The organism is Thiohalorhabdus sp. Cl-TMA (assembly GCF_041821045.1).
GTDB classification, from domain to species: Bacteria; Pseudomonadota; Gammaproteobacteria; order Thiohalorhabdales; family Thiohalorhabdaceae; genus Thiohalorhabdus; species Thiohalorhabdus methylotropha.
Genome location: NZ_JBGUAW010000002.1, coordinates 242,881 through 256,196 on the forward strand (window position 1 = coordinate 242,881; position 13,316 = coordinate 256,196).

Annotated in this window: 16 protein-coding genes; all 16 read left to right on the forward strand. The window is 64.4% G+C overall.

What is annotated here, in order from left to right:
- Nucleotides 1–81: 81 nt before the first annotated feature.
- The 16 genes from ACERLL_RS03410 (at nt 82) to ACERLL_RS03485 (ending at nt 13,265) form a co-directional block, all read left to right on the forward strand.
- Nucleotides 82–405 (forward strand): rhodanese-like domain-containing protein, encoded by a 324-nt coding sequence (locus tag ACERLL_RS03410; RefSeq protein ID WP_373654655.1) that lies wholly within the window; start codon nt 82–84, stop codon nt 403–405.
- A 128-nt stretch (nt 406–533) separates the two neighbouring features.
- Nucleotides 534–764 carry a sulfurtransferase TusA family protein gene (locus tag ACERLL_RS03415; RefSeq protein WP_373654656.1) on the forward strand — a complete coding sequence of 77 codons (231 nt, stop codon included), beginning with the start codon at nt 534–536 and terminating at the stop codon, nt 762–764.
- A 61-nt stretch (nt 765–825) separates the two neighbouring features.
- Nucleotides 826–1,299 (forward strand): sulfur carrier protein DsrE2, encoded by a 474-nt coding sequence (dsrE2, locus tag ACERLL_RS03420; RefSeq protein WP_373654657.1) that lies wholly within the window; start codon nt 826–828, stop codon nt 1,297–1,299.
- Nucleotides 1,300–1,472: 173 nt separating this feature from the next.
- Complete coding sequence (locus ACERLL_RS03425) at nt 1,473–2,138, forward strand: 4Fe-4S dicluster domain-containing protein (RefSeq protein ID WP_373654842.1); 666 nt, start codon at nt 1,473–1,475, stop codon at nt 2,136–2,138.
- A gap of 54 nt (nt 2,139–2,192) precedes the next feature.
- A complete protein-coding gene (locus ACERLL_RS03430; protein WP_373654658.1) occupies nt 2,193–3,536 on the forward strand; it encodes a heterodisulfide reductase-related iron-sulfur binding cluster in 1,344 nt (447 codons plus the stop codon).
- Entirely contained in the window at nt 3,537–4,589 is a 1,053-nt protein-coding gene (locus ACERLL_RS03435; protein ID WP_373654659.1) for an FAD-dependent oxidoreductase, read from the forward strand.
- 67 nt (nt 4,590–4,656) lie between these two features.
- Complete coding sequence (locus ACERLL_RS03440) at nt 4,657–5,391, forward strand: hypothetical protein (RefSeq protein WP_373654660.1); 735 nt, start codon at nt 4,657–4,659, stop codon at nt 5,389–5,391.
- 67 nt (nt 5,392–5,458) lie between these two features.
- Entirely contained in the window at nt 5,459–6,178 is a 720-nt protein-coding gene (locus ACERLL_RS03445) for a 4Fe-4S dicluster domain-containing protein (protein WP_373654661.1), read from the forward strand.
- The gene (locus ACERLL_RS03450) at nt 6,171–7,085 is read left to right on the forward strand and encodes a CoB--CoM heterodisulfide reductase iron-sulfur subunit B family protein (RefSeq protein WP_373654662.1); all 915 of its coding nucleotides are present in this window, start codon (nt 6,171–6,173) and stop codon (nt 7,083–7,085) included. The genes ACERLL_RS03445 and ACERLL_RS03450 overlap by 8 nt, the downstream gene beginning before the upstream one ends.
- 67 nt (nt 7,086–7,152) lie before the next feature.
- On the forward strand, nt 7,153–7,599 hold the full coding sequence (locus tag ACERLL_RS03455; protein ID WP_373654663.1) for a biotin/lipoyl attachment domain-containing protein: 447 nt from the start codon (nt 7,153–7,155) through the stop codon (nt 7,597–7,599).
- Between the two features lie 32 nt (nt 7,600–7,631).
- A complete protein-coding gene (locus ACERLL_RS03460; RefSeq protein WP_373654664.1) occupies nt 7,632–8,018 on the forward strand; it encodes a DsrE family protein in 387 nt (128 codons plus the stop codon).
- A 125-nt stretch (nt 8,019–8,143) separates the two neighbouring features.
- Nucleotides 8,144–8,581 carry a glycine cleavage system protein GcvH gene (gene gcvH / locus ACERLL_RS03465; protein WP_373654665.1) on the forward strand — a complete coding sequence of 146 codons (438 nt, stop codon included), beginning with the start codon at nt 8,144–8,146 and terminating at the stop codon, nt 8,579–8,581.
- A 162-nt stretch (nt 8,582–8,743) separates the two neighbouring features.
- Nucleotides 8,744–9,790, forward strand: coding sequence for a radical SAM protein (locus ACERLL_RS03470; RefSeq protein WP_373654666.1), 1,047 nt, complete (start codon nt 8,744–8,746; stop codon nt 9,788–9,790).
- 9 nt (nt 9,791–9,799) lie between these two features.
- Nucleotides 9,800–10,900 (forward strand): lipoyl protein ligase domain-containing protein, encoded by a 1,101-nt coding sequence (locus ACERLL_RS03475; protein WP_373654667.1) that lies wholly within the window; start codon nt 9,800–9,802, stop codon nt 10,898–10,900.
- Nucleotides 10,897–12,000, forward strand: a complete 1,104-nt coding sequence (locus tag ACERLL_RS03480) for an NAD(P)/FAD-dependent oxidoreductase (protein ID WP_373654668.1) — start codon at nt 10,897–10,899, stop codon at nt 11,998–12,000. Before ACERLL_RS03475 ends, ACERLL_RS03480 begins: the two co-directional genes overlap by 4 nt.
- Before the next feature lie 113 nt (nt 12,001–12,113).
- Complete coding sequence (locus ACERLL_RS03485; RefSeq protein WP_373654669.1) at nt 12,114–13,265, forward strand: radical SAM protein; 1,152 nt, start codon at nt 12,114–12,116, stop codon at nt 13,263–13,265.
- Nucleotides 13,266–13,316 lie beyond the last annotated feature (51 nt).

Here is a 13,316-nt window from a genome sequence, read left to right on the forward strand (position 1 = left end):
GAATTCCCAAGCGAGCCTTGTGGTCTTAATATTAGAATTTGGCTACGTTCCGGAATAGTGAATTAGGGGGTAAATGCGTCTATGGCTTCCTTGCGCGAGATTACTCCGGAGGAGCTCAAGGGCTGGTCCGGGGGGTCGCTTCAGCTGATCGACGTGCGTAACGATGGGGAGGTGCAGCGCGGGGTGATTCCCGGCATGGTCCACATCCCCATGCACCTCGTGCCGGTGCGGACCGAGGAGCTGGACCCCGGGCGGCCGGTGGTCGTCTACTGCGCCAGCGGGGCGCGCTCGGCGCAGGTCGGGCATTATCTGGTCCAGAACGGGTTTGGCGAGGTTTATAACCTCATAGGGGGAATACAGGATTGGGCACAGCAATATCCCCTAACGGCCCCGCAAGAAGCATAAGTCAGCTATAAGGGAGGAAATAAAGCACCCTTATTCTTTTATCAAAAGATTTGCGTTGCCTGTTGGGTACACCTGGCCCATTCTCTCTGACATTTAGGGCTCACCGCTTTCACCAGGAGGGATGGCGAATGCCGGAAGCGAATCAGGAACTGGACGCCCGCGGTCTGAATTGCCCGCTGCCGATCCTGCGGACCAAGAAGGCGCTGAAGGACATGGGCTCCGGCGAGGTCCTCAAGATCCTGGCCACCGATCCGGGTGCCGTGAAGGACTTTGAAGCCTATGCCAGCCAGTCCGGCGACGAACTGCTGGAGCATAGCGAGAACAATGGCGAGTACACCTTCTTCCTGAAGAAGGCGTGATAACCGAAAGGGGGCGCGGCTACGCGCTCTCTTTTTTGTTCCGGGGGAGGGGAACACTGCTATGGCCGATGACAAGAAGCTCGCCATTATCGCCACGAAAGGAACGCTGGACTGGGCCTATCCGCCCTTCATCCTGGCGTCCACCGCGGCGGCATTGGGCTACGAGACACAGATATTTTTTACCTTTTACGGACTCAACCTGCTGAAGAAGGACATCAGCGACATCAAGGTCAGCCCGCTGGGCAATCCGGCCATGCCGATGCCCATGCCCATTCCCAATCTGGTGCAAGTGCTTCCGGGCATGGAGGCGATGGCGACCTCGATGATGAAGAAAAAGATGAAAGCAAAGGGGGTGGCCAGCCTGGAGGATCTCCGCGATCTGTGCCAGGAGGCCGAGGTCACCATGATCGCCTGTCAGATGACCGTCGATCTGTTTGATTACAACCCGAAAGATTTCATCGACGGAATCGATTACGGCGGCGCGGCGACCTTCTTCGAGTTTGCGGGTGGATCGGATATTTCCCTGTTCATCTAGACGGGGAAGAGCCGGGAATCCGCCCGGAAGCATGCCGTTTCGTCCGGGAGTCAAAGCGGTAGGGCGGCGATAAGTCCGACTTTTTTGGTCGGGTTCCGGAGCCCTTGCGCGGGCGGTTCCGGCTGCAGGATCACCACCAATCAGGAGTGGAGGCGATGGCTACTTACGCCGAGATGCAGGATATATTCAACGAGATCACCCAGGACTTCCGTTACGACCATGAGCTCAACGGTTGCCTGAACTGCGGCATTTGCACCGCCACTTGCCCCTCCGCGCACTTCTACGACTACTCCCCGCGGGAGATCGTCCAGCTGCTGTGGACCGAGAACGTGGAGCAGGTCTACAACGCCATGCAGGAAAAGATCTGGGCCTGCGCCCAGTGCATGACCTGCGCGGCGCGGTGCCCCTTCCGCAACAGTCCCGGTGGACTGGTCATGATCATGCGCGAGGTGGCCATCAAGCACGGTTTCGAGTCCGCCAAGCAGGTGCTGCGGCCCTTCGGCCGGGTGATGCTCAAGCTCATCACCACCGGCAACCAGCTTTCCCCCGACATGATCCAGCCGGACGCCTTTCCCGACTGGGGTCCCAATATCCAGAAGGTGGAGGGGGATCTGCAGACCCTCCGGAACGCCATCCCCGTGAAGACCCTCCAGACGGTGGAGACTGCTTGGGAGGTAAGCCTGAAGACCTCCGTCGAGATGTACACCATCTGGGAGATGACGGGCGTGCTGTCCTCCCTGGAAACGATGGACGAGAACCTCTTCGACGTGATCGAGGACTTCATCGACGAGAAGCGCGAGGACTACGAGGACTGGCTCGAGGAGCAGGAAGAGGACTAATTCCGGTTAGTCGTCGCTCCGAGTAGCTGCTTCCGAATATACAGGAGAGCAACCATGGCCGATCAAAATACTCCCGATCAGGGCGGCATCGCCGGGCACGGATCCTTCTTCCAGCCCACCGACCTGTCCCCGCAGGAGGCCCAGGCGGCCACCGAGTGGGTCCGCAAGGAGGTGGACAAGCGCCGATACCAGAATGAAGAGCGCGTGGACGATATCCGCGAGCACATGTGGGAGCTCGAGAAGGACGGCGAGATCATCGTCCACCGCATTACCGATGACCACGAGCCCATCGACGTCGAGACCCTCTATGGCTGGAACAAGAAGGTCCCGACCCGGCAGCTCTGGCATCACAAGTCCTGCGGCCAGTGCGGCAACATCCCCGGGTATCCCGCCAGCCTCCTGTGGCTCATGAACAATCTGGGCATGGAGCCGGGCAAGGACTACCTGGACGAGACGGACCAGACCTCCTGCACCGCCTGGAACTACCACGGCTCCGGCATCGGCAACGTGGAATCCCTGGCGGCGGTGTTCCTGCGCAACTTCCATCAGGCCTACGTCTCCGGCAAGCAGCACGGCTACGACGACGGGCACTTCTTCCCGCTGGTGCACTGCGGCACCTCCTTCGGCAACTACAAGGAGATCCGCAAGTACCTCATCGAATCCGCCGAGCTGCGCGAGAAGGTCACCAAGATCCTCGACAAGCTGGGCCGGACCGTGGACGGCAAGCTGGTGATCCCGGAGGAGGTGGTGCACTACTCCGAGTGGGTGCACGTGATGCGCAACCGCATCGCCTCGGAGCTGCAGACCATCGACATGAGCAACATCCGGGTGACGATGCACGTCGCCTGCCACTACTACAAGATGATCCACGAGGACGCGGTCTATGACCCCAACGTCCTCGGCGGCAACCGGACCGCCATCGGCACCGCCATGGCCCAGGCCCTGGGCGCCCAGGTGATCGACTACTCCACCTGGTACGACTGCTGCGGCTTCGGTTTCCGGCACATTATTTCCGAGCGCGAGTTCACCCGGTCCTTCACCATCGACCGGAAGATCAAGGTCGCGCAGGAGGAGGCCCAGGCCGACGTGATGCTCGGCAACGATACGGGCTGCATTACCACCATGGATAAGAACCAGTGGATCGGTAAGGCGCACAACCAGCCCTATCAGATGCCCATCATCGCCGAGGTTCAGCTGGCGGCCCTGGCCTGCGGCGCGGACCCGTTCAAGATCGTGCAGCTGCAGTGGCACGCCTCCCCGGTGGAGGAGCTCGTCGAGAAGATGGGCATCTCCTGGGCCGACGCCAAGGCCAATTTCGAGGCCTACCTCAAGGAAGTGGAGAAGGGCAATATCGAATATCTCTATAACCCCGAACTGGCGTACGGAGGCACGAATTAAATGTCCGACACCGTTCTTGTCGTAGGTGGCGGTCCGGCTGGCCTGGCGGCGGCGAACGCCGCCAGCACCGCCGGCAAGAAGGTCGCCCTGGTGGAGAAGGAAGACATCCTCGGCGGGGCTCCCATCCTTTCCGGCTACGCCAAGCTGGTTCCCAGCGGGGAATGGGCCAAGGACGCCATCGGGCGCATGGTCAAGCGGGTGGAGGATGACGACAACGTGACCGTCTACACCTCCACCAAGGTGGAGCAGTTCGACGGCGAGCCCGGCAGCTTCACCGCCAAGCTCTCCAACGGCGAGACCGTGGAGTGCGGCGCCACGGTGCTCGGCACCGGCTTTACCCACTTCGACTCCATCAACAAGCCGGAGTGGGGCTTCGGCATGTACGAGGACGTGGTGACCACCACCCAGCTGGAGCAGATGGTGGGCAGCGGCGCGGTGAAGTGCCCCTCCGACGGACGCGTCCCGGAGCGGGTGGCGATTCTCCTGTGCGTAGGCTCCCGGGACCGGCAGATCGGCCGCGAGTGGTGCTCCAAGATCTGCTGCACGGTCTCCTGCAACCTGGCCATGGAGGTCAAGGAGCTGTCGCCGGAGACGGACGTCTACATCTACTACATGGACATCCGCACCTTCGGACTCTACGAGGACAAGTTCTACTGGAAGTCCCAGGAAGAGTTCAAAACCAAGTTCGTCAAGGCCCGGATCGCCGAGGTTACCACCTCCGAGGACGGCCGCCTGCTGGTGAAGGGCGAGGACACCCTGGTCAAGCGGCCCATCATCATCCCGTTCGACATGGTGGTCCACGCCATCGGCATGGATCCCCAGGACGACAATCCGGAGATCTCCAAGACCTTCGGCATCGGCCTGGAGGAGCATGGCTACATCGCCCGGGCCGAGATGTACACCAACACCCAGGGCACCACCCGCGAAGGGGTGTTCGTGGCCGGCGCCGCCACCGGGCCCAACGATATCGACAGCAGCGTCGCCGAGGGCCAGTCCGCGGCCCTGCGCGCGGTAGCGACCGTCAATGGCGTGGCTGAGAAGAAAGCAAGCTAAAGGGTCCGGGGAGGCCCTCGAGCCTTCGGAGCTGGGGGTTGAGCTCAGCCCCCAGCGGTTCGAGCAGATGCTTCACCAGCTCTTCGAGAATCTCGAGTCGGACGGCGGCGTGGAGCGCTATGTCGCCGCGCTCAAGATGAAGAGCGAGCTGTTCGGCCGCCTGCTCGCGCCCGATGCGCTCGCCCAGCTGGACGAGGAGGCGCGGGACACCGTGCTGGAACGGGTGTTCTCCGCCCGTCGCCGGCTGGCGCCGTTCCTGCGGGAAATGGAGGTTTCCGACTTCCGCGCCCTGGTGAGCGACCTGCTGCACGGCAAGGGGAGTGTGGAGGAGCGGATGGAGGCCTTCGTGGAGGCCCTGCCCTGCGAGGGAAAGGCGTGCCGCGCGCGGCGCGACCTGGCCGCCGACCTCCTCCATTTCTACGACCCGGCGCGGTATCCGCTCATGAGCCGTTGGGTCTGGGACGTGAGCACGGATTCGGGGGCCCTGCGGGAGCTGGTTCCGTACAGCGACCAGATCAACCAGCTGCCCACCGGAAGCGATCCCGGGGTGTACCTCACCCTGCGCAACTGGGTACGGGAGCAGCTGGAGGCCCAGGCGTTCTATCGGGACCTCGATCTGATGGCCGACCTTTTGCTGGCCCAGGTGTACGCCCAGTACATCAAGGCCATGGCGGAAGGCATGCTGCGAACGGATTTCGGGTCGAACAGCGAGGACCCCAGCGAGCACGTGCGCAAGCTGCTGGGGATCGACGAGCAACGGCTCAAGGGGCGGTCCCGCCTCAAGGGCGAGTCCGAGGGCTGAAGGGGTTACCCGGTTTCGTCGAGCCCACGGGGCGACGCGCCGGATGAGGCCTGGCTAGGAGTCAGTAATGGCGATTCATGAAAAGTCTCTGATCGATGCCGAAAACATAATGGAGGAGGAGGACCTCACCGTTGACGGTGTGGATGTCTCCGGCCATTGGAACACCATGATCCGCCCGCGGTACCTCACGGATTACGATCCGGAGCTCCGCAAGGAGATCGCGGCCATGCCGCAGGCGGAGAACGTGCACCGGTGCTGGCAGTGCGGCTCCTGCACCAATTCCTGCACCGTGTACGCCCTGAATACCGACTTCAATCCGCGGTATTGGATCTACCTGATCAATCTCGGGCTCAAGGACGAGCTCCTCAAGGACAAGGACATCATCTGGCAGTGCGTGTCCTGTAACAAGTGCACCAACATCTGCCCCAAGGACGTGCGTCCCGAGGGGGTGATGAAGGCCACGGCACACTGGCTGGAGGAGAATGGGTACACCGATACCACCAACTCCACGCTGTTCGACGAGGAGTTCACCGAGCAGATCCTCGAGCGCGGTCGCATCGAGGACGGCGAGGTTCTGAAGAATTTCTACAAGAAGAGCAACCAGTCCCTGTTCCAGGAGTGGATCGTGGAAATGGGCAAGCGCATGGTGAAGCACTTGCCCTTCAGCCACCTCATGCACATGGGGCTTGCTTCGGTGTTCCGGCCGAAGTCCAAGTCCTGGGGCAAGACCGGCGAGGTGCTGCGCGAATACATCCGGGAGCAGAAGGAGGCCAGGCAGCATGCCTAATAAAGTCGCTTACTACCCGGGCTGTGCCCTGGAGGGGTCCGGCGGTCCCTACGACAAGTCCACCAAGGCCCTGGTGAAGGCCCTCGGTCTGGAGATGGAGGAGGTCTCCGACTGGAGCTGCTGCGGCGCCATGGAGGCCAAGAACGTCCATCCCATGCTGCAGACCTACATGTCCTCCCGGGTCATGGCCATCGCGGCCGAGCAGCAGGGCTACGACACCGTGATGGCGCCGTGCAACGGCTGCTACCACAACCTCAAGAAGGCCGAGTACGAGTGCGCCACCGACGAAGAGACCATGGGCACCGTCCAGGATCTCGCCAAGAAGTCGGACGACCCGGTCTACAACGGCGACGTGCGTACCGTTCATGCCCTTGAGTGGTTCATGGAGGAGCTGGGCCCCGAGGGCATGAAGGCCAAGATCAAGAAGTCCCTCAACGGCATGAAGATCGCCAACTACTACGGCTGCATGTACACCCGGCCGCGGCAGATCTTCCCCGAGAAGGACCAGGGACCGGGCAGCGAATCCTCCTACCGGCCCCATTTCATGGACGACCTGCTGGAGTCCGCCGGCGCCGAGAACGTGGAATACCCCCTGAAGACCGCCTGCTGCGGCGGGGCCCACACGTTGTCCGACGCCGATACCTCCACGCAGCTGGTGCTCAACCTTCTGCAGGCCGCGGAGGACGCCGGCGCCGAGGTGATCGCCACCGAGTGCCCCACCTGCCATTCCGGTCTGGAGATGCACCAGATCCGGGCGGAGAAGGAGTTCGGCATCGAGACCAACGTGAAGATCATCTATTTCACGCAGCTGCTCGGTCTCGCCATGGGGCTCTCGCCGCGCAAGCTCGGCATCCATGAAAACATCAGCGACTCCATGGATCTGCTCAAGCAAAAAGGCGTCGCGTAGGTCCCGGGAATCCGGAAGGCGGGCCGCTCGGGAGCGGTACCGCCTTTCGCGTCTTTAGAGGGCGCTCATGGAGTGCAACGGTTGCGAGATCCGTCCGGAGCTCTATTACGACCCGGACTTCCAGATCTGGGCCCGGCGTGAGGAGGACGGCAGCCTCACGGTGGGCATGACCGACTACTCCCAGTCCATTGCCGGAAAGATCCTTCATGCCCGCGTCCGCAAGCCGGGCACGAAGCGTCCGGCCAACAAGCCCATCGCGACCCTGGAATCCGGCAAGTGGGCCGGTCCGGTGCCCAACTTCTTCGACTGCGTGATCGTGGAGCCCAACGAGGAGATCATGAAGGATCCGACGCTCCTCAACCTGGAGCCCTACGAGGCGTTCATCGCGGTGGTGGAGCCCGTGAACGGGGTGGAGTCCGCCCTGACGGGGATGCTCACCGGCGATCCGGCGTGCGAGGAATTCTGCCGGCGCGCCCGGGAGGAAGGGTGGGAATGCAGCCGGGACATTCGCTGAGCGGTACCCGGTCCTATTAGAGGGTTTGGGCCATGGATTTCGACGAGGCCGAAGATCAGCTGGTCATCTTCCTGATGACCAGCGGCCCGAGCACCCCCCAGCGGTGCGCCACGCCGTTCTACCTGGGGTCCCTGCTCGCGGCTATGGACTGTGACGTGAAAATCTTCTTTACCATGGAAGGCGTACGCCTGCTGCAGAAGGGCGTGCCGGAGAAATTGACCGCCATGGAAGGCGGTAAATACATTCATACGTTCATGCAGGAAGCCAAGCGCTCGGGGGTGGAGCTGATCGGATGCAAGCCCGCCCTTCCGGGGTACGAGCTGGAGCCCGGCGAGCTCATCGACGAGGTGGATGAGGTGGCCAACGCCGGGCGGCTGGCCGATCTCATTCTGAGCTGCGACAAGCTCATCACCTTCTGATGGGGCTGAACGCGGAGGCGGGTGGCGGTGCCGTCCCCTCCGCCGGGAGCATAGAAGACAGGCAGTAGCATTGGAGCATGCCGGCCGAGGCCGGTCTTACCCCGTACCTAATAGGAGGATTGTCGATGGGGACCGTTCGCGGGTGCAATATTCCGGAAGACCTCTATTACAACGTCGAGAACAACGTCTGGGCGCGCAAAGAGGACGACGGGTCCATCACCATCGGGATGACCGCCTTCGCCGCGGCCCTGGCCGGTGATCTGGTGGCCTACACCCCCAAGAAGGAAGGCAAGTCCATCAAGAAGGACAAGTCCGCCGCCACGGTGGAGTCCGGCAAGTGGGTGGGCCCGGTGAAGAGTCCCGTGGCCGGGGACGTCACCGCCACCAACGACCAGGTGGCCAACGACCCCAGCCTGGTGAACCGTGATCCCTATGGCGACGGCTGGCTGGCCAAGCTGACCCCCGCCGACTGGGACGGCGATTCCGGCGACCTGGTCACCGGCCAGGATGCCCTGGATGCGTTCGAGAAGAAGATGGACGCGGACGGCTTCGACGGCTGCTAGTCGGGACGGGGCGGGGAAGGGGCCGACCTCCCCGCCTCCAGCGAGTGCGGCAGCGGGGACCCGCGGGTCCCGGCGATGGGCTCCCGTGAGCCCATCGCCGGGGGCCGGACGCAACGAGGCCAGCCGTACACCGATGGTTAGGGACCGAGAGGCGACCCGATAATGCTCGACTGGCAGACTGCCATTGGCCAAGTAGAGGCCCTGGAGGATCTGGACCTCGATCACGGGCTCATCCGCGAGATGCAGGATACCCTCACCCGCCTGCCCGCGGAGCGCGCACCGAATATCAATTTCTACGTTCCCTCCTTCAAGCATTTCGAGACCGACGAGATCGCCGGCTGCGGCAAGAACCGCTTCCCGGCCGTGTCGGTCACGGGACCCCGGTGCAAGCTGCAGTGCGACCACTGCAAGGCCAAGGTCCTGGAGGGCATGCAGCCGGCGGAGACTCCGGAGGAGCTGGAACGGCTGGTGGAGGAGGAGTTCATCCCCGACGGGGCGCGCGGCATGCTCCTTTCCGGCGGCTCCAACCACCAGAACGTTATCGACTACCCGCGCTACTTTCCCACCATCCGCAAGCTCAAGGACCGGTATCCGGACTTCCAGATCGCCATGCACACGGCGCTGGTGGACGACGATTACGCCGCCGAGATGGACGCGGCCGGTGTGGACGTGGCCATGCTGGACGTGATCGGCGCCCAGGAGACGGTGCAGAAGGTCTATCACCTGAAGCGGCCCGTGGAGGACTTCGAGAAGTCCGTCGCCGCGCTGGTGAAGACCGACATGAAGGTGGTGCCGCATATCGTGCTCGGCCTGCACTACGGCGAATTCCTGGGGGAGTACAACGCCCTGGAGATGATCGCCCGCCATAGCCCGGATGCCCTGATCCTGGTGGTCACCGAGCCCTATTTCGCCCCCAGCAACCGGCCCTTCAAGGTCCCGGACCCCAACGAGGTGGGCCGTTTCTTCATGGACGCCCGCCAGCGCATGGGCGGCGAAACCCCGGTGCTGTTGGGCTGCGCCCGGCCGGGCGGTACCCAGCGGGTGGTTACCGACACCTATGCGGTGATGGCGGGCCTGGACGGAATCGCCTTCCCGTCCGACGGCATGCTGGAGCTGGCCGACACCCTGGGGATCCGGCACCGCACCACGCCGTCCTGCTGCTCCGTCATTGTCGGGGAGGAGATCCTCCCCGTGGCCGAGACGGCCTAGGAGGGCCCGGTGGCGGAGCGTCCCACCTGGCGGCTCCTGGATACGGGCCTGCGCGGCGCGGCGGAGAATATGGCCCTCGACCAGGTGCTCCTGGAGAGCCACCAGGAGGGCCATTCCCCGAATACCCTTCGCTTCCTGCGCTTCGAGCCCTGCGTCCTGGTGGGCTACCACCAGAAGGTGGCGCACGAGGTGTGGGAGGACTTCTGCGCCGAGCACGGTATCGCCGTGAACCGTCGCATCACCGGCGGCGGCACCATCTACTTCGATCCCCTGCACCTCGGCTGGGAGCTGTATTTTGACCGCGCCTTCCTCGGCACCGGCGACATGGCCGCCCTGTCGGAGCGCATCTGCCGCGCCGCTGCGGGCGGTCTGCAGCGCCTGGGCGTGGACGCCCACTTCCGGCCCCGAAACGACATCGAGGTGAACGGCCGCAAGATCTCCGGAACCGGCGGCGCCTTCGACGGCAGCTCGGTGGTGTTCCAGGGCACCGTGCTCATCGACGCCGAGCTGGAGAAGATGCTGGGCGCCCTGCGCGTGGCCCCGGAAAAGCTCTCCAAGCGGCAGATCGCCGACATCGGCGAGCGGCTGACCACCGTCAAGGAAGTCCTCGGCGGGCGCGAGGTCCCCTGGCCGGAGGTGAAGCAGAGCCTGGCCGACGGCTTTGCCGAGGAGCTCGGCATCGACCTGGAGCCCGGAGACCTGAACGCGGTGGAGCAGGACAAGCTCCCCGAGACGCTGGCAGAGATGGAGGACGAGGAGTGGATCCATCTCCATGCCCCGATGGGCGATGAGGACGCCACCGTGGTGGAGGCCACCCATCGAAGCGAGGGTGGCCTGGTGCGGGCGGCGGTGGCCGTGGAGGCGGACCGCGGCATGATCAAGCACGTCACCTTCAGCGGCGACTTCTTCGTCAATCCCAAGCGAATGGTCTTCGACCTGGAGTCCACCCTGCGCAATCTGCCCATGGTCCGTCTGGAGGAGGCCGTGCGGGACTTCTTCCGGCGCTCCGAGGTGGAGATGCTGCTGCTGGGTCCCGAGGATTTCCTGAAGCCGGTCCAGAATGCTCTGGCGGAGCTGAGACCCTCCGGCCAAGGGGAGGCCACCCCTTGAGCGCGGCGGCGGTCTACGACGTGCTGGTCGTGGGGCTGGGGCCAGGTGGCGGCTCGGCGGCCCGGGCTGCCGCCGCCCGCGGCCGCCGGGTGCTCGCTGTGGATCGCCGCAAGGTGGTGGGCCAGCCCGTGCAGTGTGCCGAGTTCCTGCCCAATCCCATGCTCCGGCACGGCAATCTGCCCGGCGTGCTGGTGCAGAAGATCACCGGCATGAAGACCTTCCTGCCCTCGGGGAAGCGCGAGGATTCCGATTTCCCGGGGCTCATGATCGATCGCGGCAACCTGGACCGCGCGGTGGCCGACGAGGCGGCCGCGGCCGGAGCCGAGCTGCGCCTCGAGACCCGGCTCCTGCACCTGGACCCGGAAACGGGCGAGGCGCGCCTGAAGGGGCCCGGCGGCGAAACCACGGTCTCCGCGCGGGTGGTAATCGGCGCCGACGGGCCCCATTCCCCGGTGGCCCGAGCGGCCGGGCTGCCGGCGCAAAAGACCGTGCATACCCGTCAGCACACCCTGCCGTTGGCAGATACCTACCCCGACACGGACATCTTCCTCTCCCCGGATTTCCCCGGAGGCTACGGCTGGCTCTTCCCCAAGGGGGAGGTGGCCAACGTGGGCCTCGGCATGGACCGGCGCTTCGGCGAGGACCTGGGCGGCCCGCTCACGGACCTTATCGGCCACCTGGCCGAGCGGGGGCTGGTGGAGAACCGCCTGCTCGGGCGCACCGGAGGCTCCATTCCGGTGGGCGGGCTGCGGCCCATGGTGCATCCCGGACCGATCCTGCTGGTGGGGGACGCCGCCGGGCTCACCCATCCGATCACCGGTGCCGGCATCCCGGCGGCCCTGATCTCCGGGGAGCGCGCGGGAGAAGCCGCCGCGGACTACCTGGAGGATGGGGATGCCGAGGCGCTGGCGGATTTCGAGGAGGACGTGCGCGACCAGTTCGAGACCTCCGTTGCCCGGGGCGTGGAACGGCGCGAGGAGCTGGAGCGCATCTGGGGGAGTCCGGCGGCGGACGCCGACGGTCCCCATCGCCGCGGCTGGATCGCTTTTTCCGAGTATTTCGGTCGCGCGGAGGCAGCACCGGAAGCCGTGCCCCGGTAAGGGGCCGGGCTCCGGGCCGGAAAACCTACTGCACGACGTATCGGTCGCGTAATGACCGCACGCCCCGAGAGGGCCCCGCGGGGCCTGCCGGATAGATCCACGAGGAGGCACCGATGAGTGAACCGACGGCAGCGCCGATCCAGTTCTACAAGCCGGACCTGTTTACCAAGACCCCGGAGATGCGCTCGCCCGAGTATGTCCAGATGTCCACCGCCGCGGCCATCTCGCTGGGGCTCATGGACGGGCAGATGTACCGGACGGGCTGCACCCACTGCCTGAATCTCCTGGTCACCTACCCGGAAGGCTGCCGGGCCAACTGCTCCTATTGCGGACTGGCGCGGCACCGCGAGGAGGACCGGGATTACGCCGACCGCAACTTCATCCGCGTGGATTGGCCAACGGCCAAGCTGGAGGACGTCATCGAGCGGGTTAAGGAAGGCAAGGACGGCGGCGCCTTCCAGCGCATGTGCATCTCCATGATCACGCACCCCAACTCCGACGAGGATTCCTTCACCATCCTGGATCGCTGGGTAGCGGAGGTTCCGCACGTTCCCGTCTCCATCCTGTCCAACCCGACCACCCTGCGGAAGGACGACATCCAGCGGTTCAAGGACCACGGCGCGGATATCTTCACCGTGGCACTCGACGCGGTGACTCCGGAGATCTTCGAGCAGACCCGCGGCAAGACCGTGAAGTCGCCCCACCGCTGGGAGAAGTATTGGCGCGCCATCGAATGGGCCGCCGAGATCTTCGGCCCCGAGAAGTTCGGCGCCCACCTGATCTCCGGCATGGGCGAGACCGAGCAGGAGACCATGGAGGTGGCCCAGCGGATCAAGGATCTGGGCGGCCATAACCACATGTTCGCCTTCTTCCCCGAGCAGGGCAGCCTCATGGAGGATTGGGAGGCGGTGCCCCAGGACCAGTGGCGCCGCGTGCAGCTCGGCCGCTTCCTGATCGACTACGGGGGAGGCCACTACGCCGACATGACCTTCGACGAGGCGGGCCGCATCAAGGACTTCGGCTACCCCGAGGAGGATCTGGAGCGGGTCATCAATTCCGGCAAGCCCTTCCAGACCAGCGGCTGCCCGGGTAAGGACGACGAGGAGGTCTCCGCCTGCAACCGGCCCTACGGGGACTCCCCGCCCACCGACATCCGCTCCTTTCCCTTCGCTCTGGACGGGACCGACGTGGAGCTCGTCCGGCGGCAGATGGCGGGAGAGCAGATCCGTAACCGCTTCGAGCTGGAAGAGGAAGACGACGAATAGCGCATCGACGCTCCAATGATGGAAAACGGCGGCCTCCGGGCCGCCGTTTTT